Genomic DNA, 23,441 nt, shown 5'->3' with positions numbered 1-23,441 from the left:
TATGAAAAAGTTTTGGTTAGCATGCACAATGGTCATCGCAGTGGGTATAAGCGGTTGTGTAGACAGTGATAAAGACTTATACCAGGAAGCTCCGGGAAAAGAAACAAATCTATCAGATTTCTCTACAAAACAAGTAGTACAAGTAGAAGCAGATTATTCGAACGCCGATTCGCACGTACCTTTTTATATATATGACAAGAATCCGGTAAAACCACAGGAAACTGAATCCAACACTATAACCATTGACGAAAACATCGAGCCGCTGGATGGTGCTTGGACAGATGAAGAAGGCAAGTATAACGGTAAAATGTCTCTTCCTGCATATGTATCAGAAGTGTATATTGTCTCCACATCGCCATTTGCAACAAAACCTGTAATAGAAGGTAAAGTAGAGAATGGAATATTGAAGTTTTCCGAAACTGACGAACAAACCAGAACAAGGGCTTCAGAGCCACAGGGCAAAAAAAATACCCAATATAATGCCAACCGATTTACATCATTAGGATGGAATAATGCTCTAGGCACTTTTGATGCAGAAACAGGGAAAATAGGCTACCTATATAATGGTGACTTAAAATTAAGCAAATCAGAGATGAAAGAGCTCAAGACTACCATAAATAGTGTTTTGAAAAATTCTACTAGTTTTGTCTGTCCGCAAGCATACCGTACAGGAGCTGATTTATATATTGAAAAAGACCAAACTGCTGTAGCATTAACTGCATTGTCCGGATGGACTTGTTGGAATAGCTCATTGGGATACTATTACTATAGAGCTGACAAGGTTCCAACTAATTTAAATGATGTAACTATATATACAATATTCCCCAATACTCAAACCAGTTGGAATAACGGATATGGAGTGTATTCATACCCAAGAGGTATTAACGAGGGAGAATCCGTGCAGTTGAAATACTTCGATAAAGATTACCCGAAAGGAACAGAGTACTTCCCGAAAGGTTATAAAATCGGCTTTGTCCTCGCTACAAATGCTTGGAATAGGTACTTCTCAGCTTTCAAATTCGATTTTCCTTATTATGCTTGTTCAACAGAAGGTATCGGAAATGTTCGTACTGCTATGTTCAAAGATAGCAAAGGCAACATTGCCATTACTTTTGAGGATTACAAAGACGACCAGAATTTCACAGATGTCCTGTTTGCCCTAAAAGCAAATCCGAAAATCACGAATGTTCCGACTGTAGATCCGGAATCAAATACCACCATCAAAAAGACAGGTGTGTATTCATTCGAAGATTATTGGCCTAAAGCCTATGATTACGACATGAATGATGTAGTTGTACTTTATACCTATGAAAAAACATTCAATATCACTAGTGTCCCGTTAAAATCGGGACGAGTTATTAATTAATCAAATAATCCCGGAATAAGGGGATTAAATTGTTCTTTGACATCATTGAAATTAGTCTTATTAAACAGCTCTTGTAAAGGCGTTTTATCTGTTAATGAGATGCTAAGAATCTGCAAGACCTCATAAGTTGAACGATTCAGTTGCATATCATATTGGACAATAGCTACTAAACAATAGGTGATGATAGCAACACTAATCTGTATTCGAACCGCATTCTCGGTAGTACCCCAGAACCTTTTTATCTTAAGGTGTTGTTTCAGCCATTTGAAGAAAAGTTCCACGAACCATCTTTTCTTATAAAGATTGGCAACATCAAGTGCAGATATGTGTTTGGCATTCGTCAGGAATGTGAATTCACGATCATCCTCTTCATCATAGAAACGGATGACTCTGAATGATTCAGGATACTTCTTTTCAGAAGTGTACCCTATCAGTTTCACTTCCGCATCTGAAAGGATATTCTTCGGCATTCTACGCTTCCATTTACAGAACTTGCATTTCAGATTAGACTTCGCTCTGACTACAAAGAAAGAACCTGTAAGATGAATCCGATAAAGTTCTTTAAACGAGTCATACGCTCTGTCAAATATATAATAAGCATTTGGCTCATAATTAATTGCGGACATTTCTGTTGAATCATGCCTGGATGCTGTAGTTACTGTATAAAAGGCTGGAAGTTGTGCTTCTATGTCATAAAGGACATGAGCCTTAACTCCACCTTTTTTCTTACGGAACTTCGCCCAAGGGAATGTAGCCAAACATAAAGGAATCGTAGTGGAATCAAACGCATACTTCCTTCCTGGAATATCCAAGATGTGAGTCGATCGTTTTTCACATGCTTCCTTCATCATATAGAAAGCAAAATCTTCGAAGATTCTGTAATCCCGATTCTGATTGGCAGATGCAAGCGTAGTTTTGGCAATGGGCTCACGACCTAATCCCAAATGATAACGCTTTCCTTGATGTGCTTCCAAAGCTACAATCAAGTCACGAAGACTTTCACGATTACTGAGTTGACCGAACATCATTGCAAGTAACTGACTCCAGCAAGTGAAATGTTTCACATAACGATTGCCATCATACTTGTCTACAAGTCTTCTGAACTTATCATTGTTCAAGAATTCTACTAACTGAGCGAAAACATATTTATCTTGGTTCATTTGAGGTCACCTTAATTGACCTCAAAGGTATGATTTCAAATCGTCGCGCCTAAAAAGTAGTATCTAATAGACTATATTTCAATTATTTCAAAGAACTATTTATCCACTTTTACGGGACAGTAATGATTCAATATTTATAATGAAATTCTAAAGGAATCATTCACTTTAGAACCTCACACATCCGATTGGCAGGCAATGTTGAACAACGGTCTGGCATTTAGCTTAAAAGATTTAGGTAACTATCAGAATATGACAGACTCTGCCAAGACAAGTAATGACACAAAGTTTAAGGTAACCAACTTCGTACACGAAAACAATGTTGTCATACTGACGGAGAAAGTAAAAGAAAACTCGAAAACGCAGTACAAGGTAACTATTGAATATAAGAAAAGGGCAGAAAACGTCTGAAACCTCATTAGATGCTTTTATTTTCCGCCCTAGCAACAATGGAACCCGCTTAGAAATACATATTCCGATGCAGGCGCCAACAGCCAAAGCTGATATGACATATTTCAATACAGGAGATGATCGTTCGGATCCGGCTAAAGGCATTTACTACGTATCCGATAAAGATAAAATCTATCCATTTGCATTTTTCTTGCAAGGTGCCAACCTGAGTGATGTGGATAAGCTTCTGACAAAAGAAAATGAAGGAATTTCCATTAGTGAACTTTATCCGAAATTCATAGGCTGGGCAAAGAATAATAATACAAATAAGGATTGGTACAAGAAATAGCCAGCCACATTCGTATATAAAAATAGCCGGAAGTGTATATCCGGCTATTTTTATATATACCAGATACTTAATAAATATTCGCCATACTGACCAAAGGCTCATACAGTTTTTCTATATCTTGCGAATCCATTTCTATCTGTACCTGGTCGCCGGGCATTAGTTTCTGTCCTTTAGGAGTCCAGTCTTTCCGGTCACGGTGAACATTAATAATCATGCAACGCTCCGGCAGACGAAGTTCGTCTACAATCTTTCCGTCCAGATAAGAGCCGCTCATGACTTCAACCGATAATGTGTAGCGCGCTTCCTCCTTGAATGCGGGCGAATGAATCATGTCCTCGTATAAAGTCACATTGAGAGGTTTTATTTGAAGCATTTCCGTGAAGTAATAAGTTAATCCTCCCACTACGATAGAAGGATAGAAAACTTCTAAATGTCCCGTTATCTCGGTTATCAGCACGATAGCCGTTAATGGAGTACGGACTACTGCAACAAGAAAGGCGGACATACAAATCAACATGATATAAGTGATATTCTCGTGAGCGATAAGCCCCTGTTGTACCATAATCAATGCTACGATTTGTCCGAGTAATCCTCCCGTCACCAATGTAGGTATAAAATTTCCTCCCGGCAAACCCGAAGAAAAAGAGAATATGCTAAAGACCAAGTGCAATAGCATCATACCGACAATCCAGAGAATATGTGTATCCGGATGTATGGCTTGCGAAAGCAGGAATTGCTCTCCCCCACCGGTCAGATTGAATTCTGCCATAGAGATAAGGAAGGCTATAAAAAGAAGATAGAGCATCTTCACATATTCCGGATGTTTAATAGCAGGATAAATACGCTTGACTTGAAGGGTAGTGATAGAAAAGAACTTTCCGAAAATGGAAACTACGGCAGCCAATAGAAGAAACAGTTTCACCTGCCCCCAGAAAGTCATTTCCGGCACAATGGCATCTATATGAAAATAAGGATTCATGGGAAAAATCCAACTGGCTACCCCACCGGCGACCACCCCTGCCAAAAGCGTAGTAATAGCTGTTTTAGGCGCATCGAAGCGTTCGATGGATTCGATAACCAACAGTGAAGAAGCCAACGGCGCAGCAAAAGCAGCCGCTAACCCCGCACCGGCACCGGCGGCCAATAATTGTTTCCGTTCGCCGCTAAGCACTCGCCCCCATTTGGATACCAAATATCCCACATACGAGCCTATCTGTACGGAAGGCCCTTCACGCCCCAAAGATAATCCGGTACTTAATGCAAGTATTCCACCTACAAACTTGGCAATCAATTCAAGAAAAGGATGTTTATAATCAACCCGTCCGTTAATGACTCCACGCGTTTGTGGAATCCCTCCACCCGTAATGAGAGGCATTTTCTTTACCATCCAGGAGACGAAGATAAGAATCCCCCACATCAACAGGAAAAGAGGAATGTACCAATACCACTTCAAGTGGGCATCAAAGAAATCATGACGAAGATTGAAGAAAAACTGTAATAAATAATGATAAGGCACGGCAACAAGCCCGGTCAGCAGTCCCACGAAGATACTGACAAAGTAAAGCCGCGCATCAATCAACTTCAGTTTAAAGATTCGCCAACGGCCCTTATCCTTCAATTTATTGACATAATCAAACATTCGGCAAGGTTTTCATTGCTTTTACGTACGACAACAACAATCAAAACCCTGCTGTGGTTTCAGACAAACGGAATTTTAATTTTTAATCAGCGCCCCATCATATTCAGACGAAGAATAGCGTGTACCATGAAATAGGAACCCAACGCGTTGTAATCAGTATCACGAATGGCAGTGGCAGTAATCGTACGTATCATTGAGACATCCTGATGAAGAATATCATATATCTTGAAACGGAGCAGCAATTGTTTCCGTTTCAGGAAGGCTTTCGACAACTGGCAGTTCCACATAAAATTCTCACGGGCATAGCCACTGTATCCATAGCCGGAACGTTGAAAATAGATGAGATCGCTGAATAGTTCTATCCCCCATGGGAAGTAATATTGCATTTCCGTACCAAAGCGGTAATCGTAAGTTTCCGTCCGTGTCTCTGTCACATTGTTATGGGAATTGTTGTAAAGCAATTCTGCACGGGCACTGATTTCCATTTGTTTCGTGCGGTATGTCAATTGCAGGCGTTGACGGGCTGTAAGATGTTTCACTGTGCTTTTTACAGGGGCTTCCTTGTTGATGGTGCTGTATCCGTTCTGGTTTCTATATTGCAGATATGAATAGGTGCGGAATATCCAGCTACGGTTTTTGAAAGGAGTATTAAGAGAAAAAGAGCCCAAAGCCCGCCAGTTGCCGTTCAGATTGAGCGGAGTAGTGGTTCGCACACCGGTTTCGCTGTCATAGGTCACTTGATTGGTAACACTGTTGATGGTATTTTCGACCAGTGCGGTAGCGACCATATTCCGTTGATGTTTCATATTATAGGAATTAAAATTCAGCGTAAACGTGTTGGTATAAGAAGGCTTCAAAGAAGGATTACCCACACGGATATTTAATGGGTTGGTACGGTCGGTTACCGGTTGAAGGTCACGTATATTAGGCTGACGGCTCTTCCCTCGATATACAATCTGCAAACGGGTACGTTTGGAGAACTTATAACGGAAATTGACAGTAGGCGAGAAATTAAAGACGGTTCTTTTCAACTGGTTTTCCGGGTCATTCTTCAAGATGGAATGGCTTACGGATTTTTGAGGTTCGAAGTCGGCACCGATATTATAATTGTACTTTTTTCGGGAAGTACGGATGGCAAGGTTAAACAGATGGTTGCTGTACTGATTCTCAAATTGGTTGCTTGCTTCTTCGTCATAGTCGGGAGTAAATTCTTCCAGTTCCTTATCCCAGTTGTAGACAAAATGATCGGAGTTGTTCACACGGTATTGATAGCTATAACGGAATTGTAGAAAGTGCAACCAGGGCAGCGGCTCTACATAGACCAATTGCAAGCGGTAGTTGTAGCCGTCCACTTCGTCTTCTATCTTTTGGTTCTGAACTTTTTCCGTGTTATTCTTAAAATAGTGTGTAGTAGAAAGATTCTTTCTGTCCATTGAAGAAGCATTGGTGCCATAATCTACTTTCAATGCAACGTTTCTCCCCATCCGGCTGAGTTTACGGCTGAGTTGCAGCATCATTGTCATATTATAGGAAGAGTTATGGTTTGTTCCAGATGATTCTTTTTCATTGAGCAGGACATCATTCCCCCACCCTTGCTGGAATCCTTCATTACTTCTGTCGTTGACTGCCGTACGATACTGGGGACGGAAAATCAATGTAGTTACGGAGTCCATTTTCCATTCCAGAAAAGCATTCGCTATCAGATTGTCATTTTTCAGTCGGTTGCGCCCGGTACTCTGAGTGATGGACTTGTCCTGACGAAGGAAATTATCAACCGTTGTACGGCTATCTTCCAGACGATCGGTTCCTACATATTGAATGTTCGACCGGAACTTGACCCGCTGCCAGTCATAAGTGGCATTCACTCCCAGAGAACGGGAAGTGGTCAGTCCTTTTTGCGTACGCAGATTACCGCTGGAACTGGCGGATTCTCTCTGCATCTCGGAAAAGCCTTGATTATTCGTATTGTTCAGGTTTCCGATAATTGTCAGTTGGGAGTTGTCCCGAAAACGGTTCAAGGTATTGGCTAGTTCGTAACGGTCTTTACTTCCATATCCGCCCATAAAGTTCTCCATCCAACCGCGCTTCATATTCTTCTTTACGGACAGGTCGAGAATCATTTCTTCTTCCCCGTCGTCAATACCTGTAAGACGCGCCAAGTCAGATTGACGTTCGTATGCTTTCAGCTTCTCTATCATTTCTACAGGAAGATTCTTGAGCGCCGCTTTCGGGTCGTCGGAAAAGAATTCTTTTCCGTCCACCAGTATCTTCTTCACTTCTTTTCCATGAATCAGCAATTTTCCATCCGCATCTATCTCTCCGCCGGGAAGTTGTTTCACTAAATCTTCCAGCATCGAACCTTCGGGAGTGCGATAAGCAGACGCATTAAAAACGGTTGTATCTCCTTCGGTCACAGCCATAGGCGCCTGACCTACCACAACTGTTTCATCCAAAGCGATTGTTTCTGAGCTTAAAGGAATATCTCCTAAGGTATTCTTATTGCTGGTTGCCGCAGGTGAGACAGCGCGATAAACCGGAGTGTATCCGATAAAAGAGATATGAAGTAGCAAAGCCTTATTCTTAGGAGCAGTGGCGGCTAACTGGAATTTTCCCAGTGCATCGGTTGCCCCGCCCGCCAACATTGCACTGTCCGGTAAAGCCAAAAGCCGGACCGTAGCAAACGGTACCGGCTCATAGGTTTCCGAGTCAACAACACGTCCGGCAAAACGCTCTCCACCGGACTGTGCATAAACAGCCAAACTAATCAGTAAGAAGACATAACAACTAATCAAACGATACTGAAAAGAATACTTATGACTGCCTATGTTCAAATTGTGTTGATTTAGTAAAATAAAACTCTAATAAAATAACCTAATCCCTGTTCTTAACTTTGACGCGGAGCACGAGGTTTTTGTCCCTGATGATGGTGTCCTTGTCCGGACTTCTGTCCTTTTCTGCGGTCAAACTCTTTTTTGAACTTATTCGCATTACTTTTCTCCTGCTGATAAATTTTCATTATCTGCTTCTGAGACAGTATCTTGCTGAATTCATTGTAATACTTTTCACGGATATCAAGCATCTTACGGCTTTGTGCAAACTGATTTTTCAGCATTGTTGCTATTTCAGCATCAGTCATAGAGGGTCTTTGCCCTTCTTTTTTAGCAGTCGTTTCCGTACCCTGCGGCTTTTCAGCTCTCGGCTTGCGGTTCACCATGCGACATTCGCGCAATTCTTTCAGATATTTCTCATAAACCGGAGTAAACTTAGCGGCCGTTGCATCATCCAACATCAGTGTCTTAACCATCTGATTGGTTTGCATCTGTACCATTTGTTCCTGTGTAGGACGTTGTTTCTTTTCTTTATTGTCCTTATTTTGAGCGGAAAGACTCATCTGGCTACCTACCAAAAGGGCTGCCAAAACTACATAAATAAATTTCATCTTCATAATCTTCACGTTTTAATAATTGATTGAGTTAGTTAATTCAAAAATATATCGTTTTCAGAGAAGCTGACGAGCTCTTCCAACTCCTCATCCGACAATTCTTTAATCCATTTGTCTACCGGGTCGGTACTGTTGCTTCTTTCAACAGCCAGTACATTCGACGGGGACGGTTTGATATCATCCGTCCGATAGAAAGACGGAACGAATAAAAGCCCTGTCAACATGGCTGCTATGGCAACTGCTGTAGAAATAACCAGCTTCATGTGAAATTTCCGCTGTTGTTTCACTCCCGCACGTTCCATTACCTTGCGCTGCATATCCTCGAAGAATCCGTCGGGAGTAGTGTAAGGTGTCCGTTTACCAATATCGTCAAAATCAAAATCCTTTTTCATCGTTCTATCTGTTTAATATATATTCCTTTATCTTTTCTTTCGCATAGTGGTAATTCACTTTAAGCGTATCCACTTTACTATCCAATACACGTGCAATCTCGTCATATTCAAGTTCATCGTAGTAACGCAAGTTGAATACAAGCCGTTGCTTTTCCGGCAAACTTAGAATGGCTTCCTGAAACTTCACTGCCAGTTCGTTTTCATAATCAATGTAATCGGAAGCTTTCAGTTTGCCCATCAACTCTTCCTGTACATCTTCCGCAGAAACGACTCCCTCGTCCTTACGGCTGTTCAACAGGCGTAAACTTTCATTCGTCGCAATCCGGTAAATCCAGGTTGACAGTGAACTTTCTTCGCGAAACTGGTCGATATGCCGGAATACCCGGATAAAAACTTCCTGAAGTACATCTTCGGCATCTTCGTGAGATACAACCAATCTACGGATATAATTATATATCGGCACCTGGAAAGAGTCCATCAGCATCTTGAATCCCCGTTCGCGATTCGAGGAACAAGCTTCACGAATTTTATTCTCGTTTATCATCAATTCTTTTTCTGAGCTTTATTAGTTAGAACGCAGAAGGATGTGGAAGTTAAATACGGGAATTCGTATTTTGCTTTTATTAACAGGAGCAGAGGAAAAAGAAAGGTTGCAGATTGGATGGAAAAAGCACTGCCCAAGCCTTTACAGAGGCTATGGCAGTGCTTCAAATGTTTTATCTATAAACAGTAAACAGGAAGATTATTACCAGAACTTATTATGCTCCGCACTATATTCAAAACCGGCAGCTTTCAACTGATTCACTAATTCATCCTTATTTACGTCCATATCTTCACAAAGTTCGTCAAGTGAAGAATAACAATCACGCAACTTCATATTGATGACGCTGAACAGCATCATCGGGTCTTTGGGTAATTCCATAACATACAATCTTTAAACCGGACGCAAAGTTACAGCAATCTCATCGAATGGCAAAACAAATCAATCACCTATTTCTTCTATCTTTAAAGAGACTTTTTCTATCAGTTTGCTGATTTCCGCCTCCAACGGAATGACATTGAATTCCTTCCAAAAATCTTCGTCATATTTGAAGTTCGTATCAGAAAAGATGGTACGGGTGGGCAACCTGTCCGTGTGTGCGGGGAAATGCCGTCACTTGTTCGGTATCCACTTTACAAGTAATCATCTCGAACCAAATATGCAGGTCTTGGCTACTAAAGAGCATACGTCTCCGTTTAACCTTAAAATGAAGGTCGCCACGAATGTGATGGATATAATAAGTTCCCTGCCAGGGCTTATAAGAAATGGTATATACCACTTTTTGCGGAATTATCCGGATATTACGCGTACTTCTTTCTACAAACATGCCGGATGCATCTTTTACATATTTCGGATGGACTTCCAGACGCGCCTGCAATAGAGCACTGGTAAGAGTTCTTCGACTATTTCTTCCGCCACTTTCATTTGTCCGGTAATGCCTGCCGCATAACAGCAAAGAGGGAAATAATAACAGCGGAAGAGATCTTCAAACGCTTTTATGTCGCCTTCCTTTATCTTTTTTAGTATGAGCAGTTCATTCAGCATATGTGCTTCTCCATTATGATTGACCTCAAATATGAGAAAACTATCCCTATTTTATTCTAGTTAGATTGCTTTTTCAGTTTATCCACGGCGTGTTCCAAAGATTCCGTAGGTTCGATTATATTATAATTCCCCCAAAAACCTTCATGCCAGTATTCGTCCACTTTATCATAGAATATTTGGTTCAGGCTGAAGGCTTCCTTGTTGGGTATAGTTTCTAATGAGCCTTCTTTCCTGTCGGTCACGACCATTTCCGAAGTTATTGCATAACTTGTGGAAAAGAGTTTTCGTTTCCAATCGCATTTAAAACGAATCGTGTTACGGATATAGTTCAGGTAAGTTCTTCCGTCTATGTTTTTATAGGTAATCAGATAAGAGAGTTCCTGCGGCTTAAATCTTAAACCAAGAGGTTTCTTATAAAGAATGGCTGTGGTTGCCTTCGACTTATTCTGCATATCCAAGCTCATTTCGACACGGGTGAATGACAGCCGTTCACGGTCGATATACAGTTTGCCATACAATAAAGCATACATAAGAATCACTTTCGGACGGAAATTTATTACGTATTGCATGCGATTGTCTATAAGAACAGATTCTGCCATCCAAAACTCATAATTGTTCAATTCTGCAAAATCGAGCAATGCGTCACTGTTTTTCACCACGTCCAATGTTACACTCAGATTAGGTCCGCCAACTACTTTAACAGCCAGCGTATCACTCGCTTTCTGACTAAGCAGACGACGACCTTTCATCACCCGCACTTTATCATAATTGATATTCCGATTGGTATATGCAGTCTTGGATACGTCAAGCACTGCTTCCGATATACCAATATATCGCCGGCCTTTCTGCACCGTTTCCCGGTAAAATCCTGTAAGCATATCACGTTTGTCACTGTAATTCTGCGGAATCTTGCTGATAGCTTTCTCCACAATCATACGCGGGTCGTTGGCATACACTACCACTTCATTCAGTAAGTTGGCATGAGGTGTCATCCATACTGTCAATTTTGCAGGAGCCTCTTTCTCGATAGAGACGTGGCTATTGGCATAGCCGATATGAGAAATTTCCAGTTCACTCGGTGCATCCGTCTTTTTGAGTTTCAAAGCAAACTCTCCTTCCGCATTTGTCACCGTACCGATGTTACTTCCGTGTACAGATACATTCACATTCTCCAGAGCTTTTTTATTTTGCTTATCCTTCACCATGCCCACAATCGTGAGATAATCTCCGGCATCTCCTTGCGCCCACACAGGAAAGCTGCAAAGTAACAAACAAATCGTCAGCCATCCAACCAGGTGTTTTTCTACATTCTTCATACTGATGCTTTTTTAAAAGGTAAATAAATTGCGTTTCTACTAATAAGAGCGCTCAGACAGGAAATACCCTACGGTTTTTACAAAAAAAAGAAAAAGAAATCGGATTCCAATACAATATCCGGGAATTAATAGTAAATTCCCGGCAAATTAACGATAAGAATTATCGCCATGATACACAAATTAGACAAGACTGAATACGAACAGGCAGCAGCATTAGCCCTGGATGTCTATATACAATGTGGAGCAGATGACTTCAATGAAGAAGGACTCATCTCTTTCAAAAGTTTTATCTTTAGTGAGCAACTGATGAATGAACTGGCTATCTATGGGGCTTTTGAAGATAAGCACCTGGTCGGTATCATGGGGACAAAGCATGAAGGAAAACATCTTTCTTTATTCTTTATCCGAAAAGAACACCAATGTAAAGGTATCGGCAAGCAATTATTCTGTTTCGCTATCAATGATTGTCCGGTAGATGAAATGACTGTAAATTCATCCACATACGCCATCCGCTTTTATCAAAGCCTGGGATTTGAAAGGACCAATGAGAAGCAATGTACTAACGGGATAACTTATACGCCGATGATATTGAAAAGGAAAGCCAGAATCAGTTCTATTGCGCCTTGTGGAATGGACTGCGCATTATGTCATGCTTTTCAAGATGCGAAAAAGCCTTGCCCCGGTTGTAGAAGCCAGGCAGGAGAAATTCGGAAAAGTTGCCAAAACTGTATCATTCTTTCATGCGATAAGAAAAAGTATTATTGTTTTGAATGTACTACTTTCCCTTGCAAACGATTAAAAGCACTAGATGCCAGATACCGAATCAAATATAACATGAGTATGATTGTGAATCTTACTTTCATAAAAGAAAAGGGAGAAGAAAGCTTCTTAATAGGGCAAAATCATAAATATACCTGCCCTAAGTGTGGAAAACTGCGAACAGTGCATCATGACTACTGTATTCACTGTAAACAACAGAAATTAACATAGCTGCAAAGAATAACTGCCAAGGGCCGCGGATATAATTGTTAATTATGCTTGTGAATATGTATTTCATATAAAAATAGTTTCTACATTTGCGACCGTTATGATGAAGTACATATTCTGTATATTATTAGGTATGTTTCTTAGTTGGGGATTCCATATGATTTCCGACGAAGAACAGGAAACATATCGGTTAGAAGCCGGTAGCACCGGCATACGAACTTGCACCAATTCATATTATTCCAAAGCCAAGGCTAGTATAAAACAACTCGGAAAAGAGAAAAAACTCATCAAAGCAAAAGGAAATACAGGAAAACAAAACTATAATGACAGTGACGGTGTCTTAAATCCATTCTCTTTCCGCCATTTTTCTCCTTCCAAGTTACTCAGGTTCAATATCCCTTCCGGCACTATCCGGATATTAAGTTCTTTAAAGATTCAACTTCCCAAGAATCAATGGATAGGTTTCTCATATTACACTAATTTTATCAAATATTCTGATAGATATCACATCTATACATTAGGGCACATACTCATTTAGCGATTTTATATACTTTTCCGACATAGAGACTCCTCTTTTCTATGTCTTACTTTTTGTTTTCAGTTTTCCTTTTAATAACAACCAAAGTATATAAAATGGACTTTTTACTGGATTTTATACTCCATATCGACCAATATATGGTCATGATTGTGCGTGATTATCACGCATGGGCTTATGCAATCTTATTCATTATAATCTTTTGTGAAACGGGATTAGTGGTCACTCCTTTTCTGCCGGGGGATTCTTTACTCTTTGTTGCAGGAGCTATCTCTGCGTTACCAGATATGCCTATCAACATACATATACTTGTCATCATATTATTTGTCGCTGCCGTATTAGGCGATTCATGTAATTATATGATCGGGCATTTCTTCGGTCGAAAGCTATTCAATAATCCAAAATCCAAGATATTCAAGCAAAGTCATCTGGAAAAAACACATGAGTTTTACAAAAAATACGGTGGCAAAACCATTATCCTGGCACGCTTTATCCCCATAGTACGTACATTTACCCCTTTCGTAGCAGGAATGGGAAAAATGAATTATTACTATTTCATGGTATATAATCTAGTTGGCGGTGCTATTTGGGTATCTATATTTTGCTATGCAGGGTATTTATTCGGCGACCTTCCGTTTGTGCAGGAAAATCTGAAACTGCTGATTGTGGCTATTATCTTTATATCCATACTACCTGCCATAATTGAGGTACTACGCGCCAAACTGAAATCTTAATCAGACCAAACTATAATCTGTATTCATTTGTTACTAATAGATATAGAGTAGAAAAAACAATTTAAAGTTTTTACACTTATGAAAAATTCCTTTTTTAGCCGGTTCACTCCAAAGGAACCGAAGTTTTTCCCATTACTGAAACAATTGTCAGAAGTACTTTCTGCCTCATCTGCTGTTTTAGTAGAAAGTCTGCAACATGACCAACCGGCAGAACGCGCGGACTATTACAAAAAGATAAAAGACCTCGAACGGAAAGGAGACAGACTGACACATTTGATTTTTGACGAATTAGGAACTACGTTCATCACTCCTTTCGACCGTGAAGATATCCACGACCTAGCTTCCTGCATGGATGATGTTATCGACGGAATAAACAGTTGTGCCAAACGAATCTCTATTTATAACCCTCGTCCCATTTCCGACAGCGGCAAAGAATTGAGCCGACTGATTCAGGAAGAAGCCATATATATCTGCAAAGCCATGGATGAACTTGAAACATTCCGCAAAAAACCAACTCTACTTCGGGAATATTGTTCCAAACTGCATGAGATCGAAAATCAAGCGGATGATGTATATGAGTTCTTTATCACCAAGCTCTTTGAGGAAGAAAAAGACTGTATCGAACTTATCAAGATTAAAGAAATCATGCATGAGCTAGAAAAGACTACTGACGCAGCAGAACATGTAGGCAAAATTTTAAAAAGCCTGATTGTAAAATACGCATAAAAGAAACCGGAACACATGGAATTATTAGTGACTATTATTATCTTGGCTCTGATATTCGACTATATCAACGGCTTTCACGATGCAGCAAATTCAATCGCTACAATCGTATCCACCAGGGTACTTACTCCCTTCCAAGCTGTCTTATGGGCAGCATTTTTCAACTTCGTCGCATTTTTCATCGCTAAATATATTATAGGCGGTTTCGGCATTGCGAACACGGTATCAAAGACCGTAGTAGAGCAGTATATTACTTTGCCGATTATACTGGCAGGAATTATTGCGGCTATTACCTGGAACTTGGTTACCTGGTGGAAAGGTATTCCCTCTTCCTCCTCGCATACTCTTATTGGCGGATTTGCCGGAGCTGCCATCATGGCTAACGGATTTGAAGCTATCCAGCTTAATATTATCTTGAAAATTGCAGCTTTCATTTTTCTAGCTCCCTTTATCGGCATGGTCATAGCATTCGGATTCACATTATTCGTTCTTTATATCTGCCGACGCGCACATCCTCATACAGCCGAGCAATGGTTCAAGAAATTACAACTTGTATCCTCTGCCCTTTTCAGTGTAGGACATGGTCTGAACGACTCTCAAAAAGTAATGGGTATCATTGCCGCTGCCATGATAGCCGCCCATTCAATGGGGCTGGGCATGGGCATAAACAGTATCAATGACCTTCCTGACTGGGTTGCCTTCTCCTGTTTTACCGCCATCTCATTCGGAACAATGTCCGGTGGCTGGAAGATAGTAAAAACGATGGGGACAAAAATCACCAAAGTCACTCCATTGGAAGGAGTGATTGCCGAAACAGCAGGGGCTTTTACTCTCTACATCACAGAAATGCTGAAAATCCCTGTCAGCACCACACATACCATTACGGGAGCAATCATTGGAGTAGGTGCAACAAAGCGTCTCTCCGCTGTCCGTTGGGGAGTAACAAAAAATTTGATGATTGCGTGGATTCTCACGATTCCGGTCAGCGGGCTTTTAGCAGCGGGAATTTATTTTATTGTTTCTTTGTTTCTATAAAAGACTACTCGAAAAATAATTATAGAAAAACTTGATATAAACATATAAATATCAAAAGAAAACGGTAATTTTTAACGGTTTCTTCAGTTTTATCATTTACCTTTGTAAATGATATCGGGTTGTCATACCCGAACAACAACAAGAAAACCATGCAGATACATAATAAATCCAAATTATAAAACAACTTATTATATTGAACGTATGTCAATATGGAGCCGACTCATAGGAATCAGGAAAACTGAGGACACTAATAATGTCATCAGTAATAAAAATACATCTGTACCATATGATGCCCCACGCTATGCCATAGTAGATGTTGAGATTGGGTTGAAAGATCGTAAAATTCATGATATCGGAGCACTCCGCCATGACGGCGCAACATATCATAAAACTTCAAAAGAGGAACTGTTTGAATTTCTCAGCGACACAGACTACATCTGCGGGCACAATATCATTCATCATGATGCCAAATATCTGTTCCCTGACAAAACATACCGCTGGATTTTAGTCGATACACTTTATATTTCGCCTCTACTGTTTCCAGAACGCCCTTACCATAGGCTTATGAAAGATGACAAACTGATAAGTGAGCAGATGAATAACCCGGTGAACGACTGCGAAAAAGCAAAAGACTTGCTACTTGACGAAATAGCACGCTGGCATTCGTTGCCGGACGAAAAGCGCAAGCTATTTGCATCATTGCTAAAAGACCAAAAAGAGTTTGAAGGATTTCTCAGTATGGTGGGGGCAAAATCTGTCAATGAAGGGATACCCGAACTCATAAGGAATCTTTATGTGGGAAAAATCTGCCAACATGCTGATCTTAATACGCTAATCAAACAGCATCCATGCGAATTGGCATATGCACTGGCTCTAATAGATACTACCGACCATCGCTCCATTACTCCCGGATGGGTACTGCACAATTATCCGGAAGTGGAATTTGTTGTGAAACTTCTGCGTCATACCAGTTGTAACGAAAGCTGCGTTTACTGCAATACCCGACTGGACGTACTCCATAACTTAAAAGCTTTCTTCGGATATGAGCACTTCCGTACCTATGAAGGTGAACCGCTTCAAGAACAAGCCGCCCAAGCAGCGGTAAAAGGCAAGTCATTATTGGCAATATTCCCTACCGGTGGTGGAAAATCGCTTACTTTCCAATTACCTGCACTTATGGCAGGCCGTTCCGTGCATGGACTTACAGTTGTCATTTCTCCATTGCAATCACTAATGAAAGATCAGGTAGACAATCTTGCTGATAGAGGTATTACTGATGCCGTAACCATCAATGGCCTGTTAGACCCAATCACAAGAGCGCTGTCAATACAAAGAGTACAAGACGGAGAAGCCTCACTTTTATATATATCTCCTGAAATGCTCCGCTCAAAAACCATCGAGAAAATTTTGACGGCACGCCATATCGTGAGATTTGTGATAGACGAAGCACACTGCTTTTCTTCATGGGGACAAGATTTCAGGGTTGATTATCTTTACATAGGTAAATTCATCCGGGAATACCAACAAAAGAAAAGATGCAAGAATCCGATACCTGTATCTTGCTTCACTGCTACGGCAAAACAGAAAGTAGTGCAAGATATTTGTGACTATTTCAAACAGACATTGAATTTAGACTTGGAGTTGTTTGCATCAACGGCTTCAAGAACAAATCTGCGTTATTCTGTCGTACATGCCGAAAATGACAATGATAAATACTTAAAACTGAGAGGCCTCGTGGCTGAATCCGATTGCCCGACAATTGTTTACGTATCACGCACTAAACGTACAAAAGAACTGGCAGCCAAATTGACCCGTGACGGTTATAAGGCATTACCTTTCAATGGCAAGATGGAAGCTGATGAAAAGATTGTGAACCAAGATGCATTCATGAATGACCAGGTACGCATCATCGTGGCAACGTCAGCTTTCGGCATGGGAGTCGACAAGAAAGATGTCGGTCTTGTGGTACATTACGACATTTCCGACTCACTGGAAAATTATGTTCAGGAAGCAGGCAGAGCAGGTCGTGATCCTAACCTCAATGCACGTTGCTATGTCCTTTATAGTGACAATGACTTGGACAAGCATTTTATATTGTTGAACCAGACAAAGCTAAGCATCAGCGAAATCCAACAGGTATGGAAAGCGATAAAAGACCTTACCAGGCAACGCATGAAAGTCAGTTGTTCTGCATTGGAAATTGCCCGGCAAGCAGGCTGGGACGATTCGGTGTCCGATATTGAAACACGTGTGCGGACGGCTTTGGCTGCTCTGGAACAAAGTGGATATCTGGTAAGAGGAAACAATGTACCTCATGTATATGCTACAGGTATCACAGTAAAAAACATGGATGAAGCAAGAGAACGCATATCAGCGTCACTGTTATTTGGCAACGATGAAATAGAGAAGGCTGTCCGAATCATCAAATCACTGATTTCGCAGAAGCATATTACTAAAGCTCAAAATTCAGAAGCTGAGTCACGAATTGATTATCTGGCAGATATATTAGGAATAAGTAAGCGTGAAGTCATATCTGCCGTAGAGCGAATGAGGCAGGAAGGCATATTGGCAGACAGTAAAGACATATCTGCCTATCTGCTGGATGTCGGTGACTCGGAACGAAAATCGCGGACACTCCTCGAACGTTTTGCGAAACTTGAGCAATATATCCTCAGCCACATACCTGACGAATCTTTGCGGATATCATGCAAGCAACTAAATGACAATGCTGTAAACGATGGAGTCAATGCCTCCAATGAAAAAGATATCCGGACACTACTCTACTTCCTCACCGTCAAAGGATATATTCGCAAGAAAGAGGATGCGGGCCACAATATGGAAATCAGCCGTCAGGCAGATTCGGAATCAACTATCAAGCGTTTTGAAAGACGATTGGAAATAAGCCGTTTTACTGTGGAATGGCTATACAGGCTAGCAACTGATACGGAAAAGGGAACTTCAGAAAACAAAGCTGTTCAATTTTCTGTGGTAGAACTTCTAAATCAAATAAAATCAAGCCCTCAATCCCTTTTTAACAGATTTGACAATCTACAATTGGAAGAGGTGGAAGAAGCACTTCTATATCTGTCGAAAATCGGAGCACTCAAACTCGAAGGCGGTTTTTTGGTTCTTTATAACGCAATGAATATACAAAGAATAAAAGACAATAAATCGAGATATAAGCAGGATGACTACCGGATGCTTAATGAATTCTACAAGCAGAAAATCCAGCAAGTTCATATCGTGGGCGAATATGCCAATTTGATGGTAAAGGATTATAATGCAGCTTTACAATATGTCCAAGATTATTTTCAAATGGACTATAAGAAGTTCGTCACAAAATACTTCAAAGAAGAAAGAGCCAGTGAAATACAGCGTAACTTGACACCACAGAAATACAAACAATTATTTGGTCAGTTGTCCAAATGCCAAATGGAGATTATTTCCGACAAGGATTCACGTTGCATCGTTGTCGCAGCAGGTCCCGGCAGCGGAAAAACACGAGTACTGGTACATAAACTTGCATCTCTTCTACTACTCGAAGATGTAAAACACGAGCAACTTCTGATGTTAACGTTTTCAAGAGCAGCCGCTACGGAATTCAAACAAAGACTCATGGAACTGATAGGCAATGCCGCCCACTTTGTCGAGATAAAGACATTTCACTCCTATTGCTTTGACCTTTTGGGGCGGATAGGTAATCTTGAGGCCGCCAAGAATGTTGTTTCAAAGGCAGCCGAAATGATCGACCAAGGAGAAGTGGAGCCTAACAAAATCGGCAAAACAGTACTGGTCATAGACGAGGCTCAGGATATGGGGGTTGAAGAACATGCACTTGTAAAGGCTCTTATGACTAAAAATGAGGAGATGCGTGTGATAGCAGTAGGCGATGATGACCAAAACATCTATAATTTCCGTGGGTCTGATTCTCAATATATGTACCAACTGACACAGGAATCCGGAAGCAAGTTCATTGAGATGACTGAAAATTATCGCAGTACACACCATCCGGTTAATTTCGCCAATGAGTTTGTACGGAGTATCAGTAAAAGGATGAAAAGTACGCCAATTATCTCAATGAGAAAAGAAGATGGTTGGGTTGAGGTGACACGCCATCAATCAAAGTATATGTATCAACCGCTCGTTGAGGAATTAATTCACTATCGGAAGGACGGCAGCACTTCATGTGTGCTCACCCAGACAAACGAAGAAGCTGTAATCCTTGTAGCTCTCTTACGAAAACATGGCATAAACAGCAAGTTAATACAATCTATGGATGGTTTCCTTTTTTGGAACATGGCTGAGATGAGGTATTTCTTGAGGTATATAGACAAACGAATGAAGACACCCCTAATTCCGGAAGATTTATGGGAAGATGCCAAACATGCAACCTTTTCCACTTATGATAGAAGTCAAAGCCTGACATACATAAAACGTTGTGTGCAACTGTTTGAACAGACCAACAAAGCAAAATATTTTAGTGATTTCAAAGAGTTTGTATTTGAGTCATCAGTGGAAGATTTCTGTGATGTTTCAGGTACAGATGTTGTGGTATCGACTATTCATAAAGCTAAGGGCAGAGAATTTGACGACGTATATATGCTCATTTCTGACAATTATTTGAAAGATGCCCATTTGATGCGTCGGTACTATGTGGGAATGACGCGTGCAAAAAATCGTCTGTTTGTGCATACAAATGGCGATTGCTTTAATCACTTAAGTGTAGACCAATATAATATCAGTCAAAAAGAGTATGCAATGCCTGAAGAAATAGTCCTGCAACTCTCTCACAAAGATGTCAATCTGGGATTTTTCAAAGAACTTAAGCATGAGGTATTGGCATTAAAAGGGGGAGATTCTTTAAATTACAATAATTTTATTTTATATAACGCCTTGACCAATAAACCGATAGCAAAGTTGTCACAAAATATGCAAACCACATTATCAGAATGGCAAGAAAAAGGTTATAACGTGAAATCCGCCTCTGTTCGATTCGTTGTAGCATGGAAACCAAAAGAGGCACCGAAAAACGAACCGGAAACAGCTGTCCTGCTAGCTGATTTGATTCTTTCCTTGTAATTCAAAATGCATGAAATACATGAAAGTCTTTTTTCGTAATTAAACGGGGCTTGTTCTACAAAGTAAACGATAATGGAGTGAGTGCAGGTTAAAAAAAATCGCAAATAAATGTAAACGCAAAAGCGTGCAACTCATTGAGCTGCACGCTTTTGCTTATTGTTTATTATCTGTTTCCTTATCGAAATCATTTGACCTCCTCAAAATCAACAGTATCTCTGTATGAGCAACTTGCGTACACGTGTTGCAATTATATCGCAAATCCGAAAATAAGCATCCATAAGCAACCACAGCTCTTGACTGCAAAAGTACGATTTTTATTCATAAATAAAGAGATGTAAACGCATAAAAATCAAAAGTCTGTGTCAATTTTAACAGAATCTCCACTTTTATCCTTATCTTTGTACATAATATTGGGGAGTTGTACCCTAACAATTAGAAGGAAACGATGCAAATTCAAAACAATACATTGATAGCGGAATGCTCAGCTTACGATTTCAAGGAAATGCTGGAACGTAAGAAAGTGAAGTCATGGCTTAAATCCGTATCGGCTTTTGCCAATACGGATGGCGGCAGCTTGTTCTATGGAGTGAACGACGATGGAGTGATTGTAGGTTTAGAGAACCCACAATCTGATGCAGACTTTATCAGCGAAACCATCAAGGCAAGACTTGACCCAGTACCGGAAATACAACTTATCCCGATAGCACATGAAGGACACTCCTTGCTTGAAGTGAAAGTAAAGGCTGGAACGCTTACACCTTATTACTATTATCAAGACGGAACACGTACCGCGTATGTACGGGTTGGCAATGAAAGCGTGGAGTGTAATTCACAACAACTTCTTTCGTTGGTATTAAAGGGTACGCACATGACATGGGATTCACTGCCTACACAAGTGGATGCCAGCAAGCACTCTTTTATTATTCTCGCCAATACTTTCCGTGAACAAACCCATCAGGAATGGAATGACAAGTTTTTGGAATCATTCGGTCTGGTTACTCCTGACGGTAAACTGACCAATGCTGGATTGCTGTTTGTGGATAATTGCACCGTATTCCAATCGCGTATCTTCTGTACCCGTTGGACAGGACTTTATAAAGATGATGCCATCAGTTCCGTAGAACATCGGGCTAACCTTGTATTGCTTTTGAAATACGGCATGGACTTCATCAAGAATTATACCATGAGTGGATGGGTGAAGATGCCGAACTATCGTCTGAACCTCCCCGACTATTCCGACCGTGCTATCTTTGAAGGGTTGGTAAACCATCTTATCCATAGAGATTATACCGTGATGGGTGGTGAAGTACATATCGACATTTATGATGACCGCGTAGAACTAGTATCACCGGGCGCTATGCTTGACGGTACGCAGATTCAAGACCGAGATATATACAAAGTGCCTTCCATGCGTCGCAATCCCGTCATTGCAGATGTGTTCACACAGTTGGACTATATGGAGAAACGTGGTTCTGGCTTACGCAAAATGCGAGAACTTACAGAGAAACTGCCTAACTTCCTGCAAGGAAAAGAACCGCAATATCAAACGGAAGCGACTTCTTTCTATACCACGTTCTATAACCTGAACTGGGACGAGAACGGAAGAATTCCTGTGGAAGAGGTAGCCAACAGGGTAAATAGTACCCTCAAAAAGTACCCTGTAAACGAAGAATATTCGGTCGAAAAGTTCGGTGTAAATGCAGAAAAGTTCGGTGTAAACGAAAAAGGTTCGGTGAAAAAGTTCGGTGTAAATGCAAATAGGTTCGGAGATACATCGAAAACACTGAAGAAGGTCAGTAAAACTGCACAAAAAATAATTGACCTCGTTATTTCTGACCCATCAATCACAGCCGATAATATGGCTAATAAGATTGGTGTAACTAAACGTGCAATAGAGAAAAACATCAAAAGCCTTAGGGATATGGAGATTTTGGCTCATGAAGGTTCTGATAAAGCTGGCTATTGGCGCATTATTGTTAACCCTCAAACTGAGCAATAAACCTATGGGAACATCTTTCATTCCACTTTGTGCAATAATTGCTGTCTTGATTATCGCCTTTTTGTTTGCTTCCTTACCGCAGGTAAACCATAAAACGCGATACAGAGTGCTTTATGCAATAGCCATCATCATGCTATTAGCCGTTATTCCTATCAGTGAGTATATGGCTGAGAATACCAAAAACTCAAACAGCAATTATCTGCTTGTCCTGATATTCGATATTGCAGTAGGTTATTTCTGTATGTACATTGCCGCATTGCTGAAATTCAATGTCCTTAAACGAAAGAATCAAGCATTGGAAAACGCCTTGACAGAAAAGCAACAAGAAAATGTAGCAATCCTATTGGAACATCAGAATGAAAAGCAACAAGCACTTCAGCAAGAAGAACTTGAATGGTTTGCAGGGAAAATAAAAGTGTTCACTGAGGAAGAACAGAAAGCCATTCTTGCAAGTGCGCTATCATTTGCCGAACATGATTTGATTGTTGCTCCATCAATAAGCATACAGCCCAAAGACGAGTGCAGTCAACAAGAACTTATGTACTTTGTATGCTCTATATTTTTCAATATGGGCAAGAAGCGCAGTGACATTGCAGGTTTCTTATATAAAGTGTTTCCTCTCTATTTTCCTGCCGGAGAAAGTGCATTGGCTAAGAAGATGCCGGGATTGGAAAGAGTAAAAGAGAAAAGGGAGAAAGAAAATAAGTAAAATA

The 23,441-nt window shown here is 40.6% G+C and carries 18 protein-coding genes and 2 pseudogenes; 10 read left to right on the top strand and 10 right to left on the bottom strand.

Going from position 1 to position 23,441, the window contains the following annotated elements; all coding sequences use genetic code 11:
* Position 1 precedes the first annotated feature (1 nt).
* Positions 2-1,366 (top strand): LruC domain-containing protein, encoded by a 1,365-nt coding sequence (locus tag ACGHVY_RS03230; protein ID WP_390597076.1) that lies wholly within the window; start codon positions 2-4, stop codon positions 1,364-1,366.
* Here the strand turns inward: ACGHVY_RS03230 and ACGHVY_RS03225 are convergent.
* Complete coding sequence (locus tag ACGHVY_RS03225; RefSeq protein ID WP_002561845.1) at positions 1,363-2,526, bottom strand: IS4 family transposase; 1,164 nt, start codon at positions 2,524-2,526, stop codon at positions 1,363-1,365. The two genes, ACGHVY_RS03230 and ACGHVY_RS03225, sit on opposite strands and share 4 nt — an antisense overlap.
* Before the next feature lie 376 nt (positions 2,527-2,902).
* On the opposite strand from ACGHVY_RS03225, the gene ACGHVY_RS03220 reads away from it, so the two are divergent.
* Positions 2,903-3,262 carry an LruC domain-containing protein gene (locus ACGHVY_RS03220; protein ID WP_390597075.1) on the top strand — a complete coding sequence of 120 codons (360 nt, stop codon included), beginning with the start codon at positions 2,903-2,905 and terminating at the stop codon, positions 3,260-3,262.
* A gap of 67 nt (positions 3,263-3,329) precedes the next feature.
* Here ACGHVY_RS03220 and ACGHVY_RS03215 read toward each other — a convergent pair whose 3' ends face one another.
* From ACGHVY_RS03215 to ACGHVY_RS03175, 9 genes and pseudogenes are all read right to left on the bottom strand, one after another.
* The gene (locus ACGHVY_RS03215; RefSeq protein ID WP_390597073.1) at positions 3,330-4,901 is read right to left on the bottom strand and encodes a ClC family H(+)/Cl(-) exchange transporter; all 1,572 of its coding nucleotides are present in this window, start codon (positions 4,899-4,901) and stop codon (positions 3,330-3,332) included.
* An 86-nt stretch (positions 4,902-4,987) separates the two neighbouring features.
* Positions 4,988-7,732 (bottom strand): TonB-dependent receptor, encoded by a 2,745-nt coding sequence (locus tag ACGHVY_RS03210; protein WP_390597072.1) that lies wholly within the window; start codon positions 7,730-7,732, stop codon positions 4,988-4,990.
* Positions 7,733-7,785: 53 nt separating this feature from the next.
* On the bottom strand, positions 7,786-8,346 hold the full coding sequence (locus ACGHVY_RS03205) for a hypothetical protein (RefSeq protein WP_390597071.1): 561 nt from the start codon (positions 8,344-8,346) through the stop codon (positions 7,786-7,788).
* 32 nt (positions 8,347-8,378) lie between these two features.
* Positions 8,379-8,735, bottom strand: coding sequence for a hypothetical protein (locus ACGHVY_RS03200; protein WP_390597070.1), 357 nt, complete (start codon positions 8,733-8,735; stop codon positions 8,379-8,381).
* Positions 8,736-8,739: 4 nt separating this feature from the next.
* Positions 8,740-9,279, bottom strand: coding sequence for an RNA polymerase sigma factor (locus ACGHVY_RS03195; protein ID WP_308746744.1), 540 nt, complete (start codon positions 9,277-9,279; stop codon positions 8,740-8,742).
* 201 nt (positions 9,280-9,480) lie between these two features.
* Positions 9,481-9,657, bottom strand: coding sequence for a DUF4250 domain-containing protein (locus ACGHVY_RS03190; RefSeq protein ID WP_024988655.1), 177 nt, complete (start codon positions 9,655-9,657; stop codon positions 9,481-9,483).
* Positions 9,658-9,717: 60 nt separating this feature from the next.
* A pseudogene (locus tag ACGHVY_RS03185) lies at positions 9,718-10,165 on the bottom strand (carboxypeptidase-like regulatory domain-containing protein); the annotation flags it as partial.
* Positions 10,141-10,320 (bottom strand): annotated as a pseudogene (locus ACGHVY_RS03180) (RNA polymerase sigma-70 factor); the annotation flags it as partial. The pseudogenes ACGHVY_RS03180 and ACGHVY_RS03185, both read right to left, overlap by 25 nt.
* Before the next feature lie 56 nt (positions 10,321-10,376).
* The gene (locus ACGHVY_RS03175) at positions 10,377-11,636 is read right to left on the bottom strand and encodes a carboxypeptidase-like regulatory domain-containing protein (RefSeq protein WP_390597069.1); all 1,260 of its coding nucleotides are present in this window, start codon (positions 11,634-11,636) and stop codon (positions 10,377-10,379) included.
* A 168-nt stretch (positions 11,637-11,804) separates the two neighbouring features.
* Here ACGHVY_RS03175 and ACGHVY_RS03170 point away from each other — a divergent pair, with 168 nt between their 5' ends.
* From ACGHVY_RS03170 to ACGHVY_RS03135, 8 genes are all read left to right on the top strand, one after another.
* Positions 11,805-12,626 (top strand): GNAT family N-acetyltransferase, encoded by an 822-nt coding sequence (locus tag ACGHVY_RS03170; protein WP_390597068.1) that lies wholly within the window; start codon positions 11,805-11,807, stop codon positions 12,624-12,626.
* Between the two features lie 97 nt (positions 12,627-12,723).
* Positions 12,724-13,161 (top strand): hypothetical protein, encoded by a 438-nt coding sequence (locus tag ACGHVY_RS03165; RefSeq protein ID WP_390597067.1) that lies wholly within the window; start codon positions 12,724-12,726, stop codon positions 13,159-13,161.
* Between the two features lie 95 nt (positions 13,162-13,256).
* Positions 13,257-13,892 carry a DedA family protein gene (locus ACGHVY_RS03160; protein WP_390597066.1) on the top strand — a complete coding sequence of 212 codons (636 nt, stop codon included), beginning with the start codon at positions 13,257-13,259 and terminating at the stop codon, positions 13,890-13,892.
* A gap of 78 nt (positions 13,893-13,970) precedes the next feature.
* Complete coding sequence (locus ACGHVY_RS03155; protein WP_390597065.1) at positions 13,971-14,618, top strand: DUF47 domain-containing protein; 648 nt, start codon at positions 13,971-13,973, stop codon at positions 14,616-14,618.
* A gap of 15 nt (positions 14,619-14,633) precedes the next feature.
* Positions 14,634-15,650 carry an anion permease gene (locus ACGHVY_RS03150; protein ID WP_390597063.1) on the top strand — a complete coding sequence of 339 codons (1,017 nt, stop codon included), beginning with the start codon at positions 14,634-14,636 and terminating at the stop codon, positions 15,648-15,650.
* A 201-nt stretch (positions 15,651-15,851) separates the two neighbouring features.
* The gene (locus ACGHVY_RS03145; protein WP_390597061.1) at positions 15,852-20,729 is read left to right on the top strand and encodes a RecQ family ATP-dependent DNA helicase; all 4,878 of its coding nucleotides are present in this window, start codon (positions 15,852-15,854) and stop codon (positions 20,727-20,729) included.
* A 445-nt stretch (positions 20,730-21,174) separates the two neighbouring features.
* Positions 21,175-22,728, top strand: coding sequence for an RNA-binding domain-containing protein (locus ACGHVY_RS03140; RefSeq protein WP_390597059.1), 1,554 nt, complete (start codon positions 21,175-21,177; stop codon positions 22,726-22,728).
* A 4-nt stretch (positions 22,729-22,732) separates the two neighbouring features.
* On the top strand, positions 22,733-23,437 hold the full coding sequence (locus ACGHVY_RS03135) for a hypothetical protein (RefSeq protein WP_390597058.1): 705 nt from the start codon (positions 22,733-22,735) through the stop codon (positions 23,435-23,437).
* Positions 23,438-23,441 lie beyond the last annotated feature (4 nt).

Origin of the sequence: Bacteroides sp. f07 (assembly GCF_042854785.1) — a bacterium.
Lineage (GTDB): Bacteria > Bacteroidota > Bacteroidia > Bacteroidales > Bacteroidaceae > Bacteroides.
Note: the sequence above shows the minus strand (reverse complement) of the source record. Positions and strands in the feature narration are given on the sequence as shown.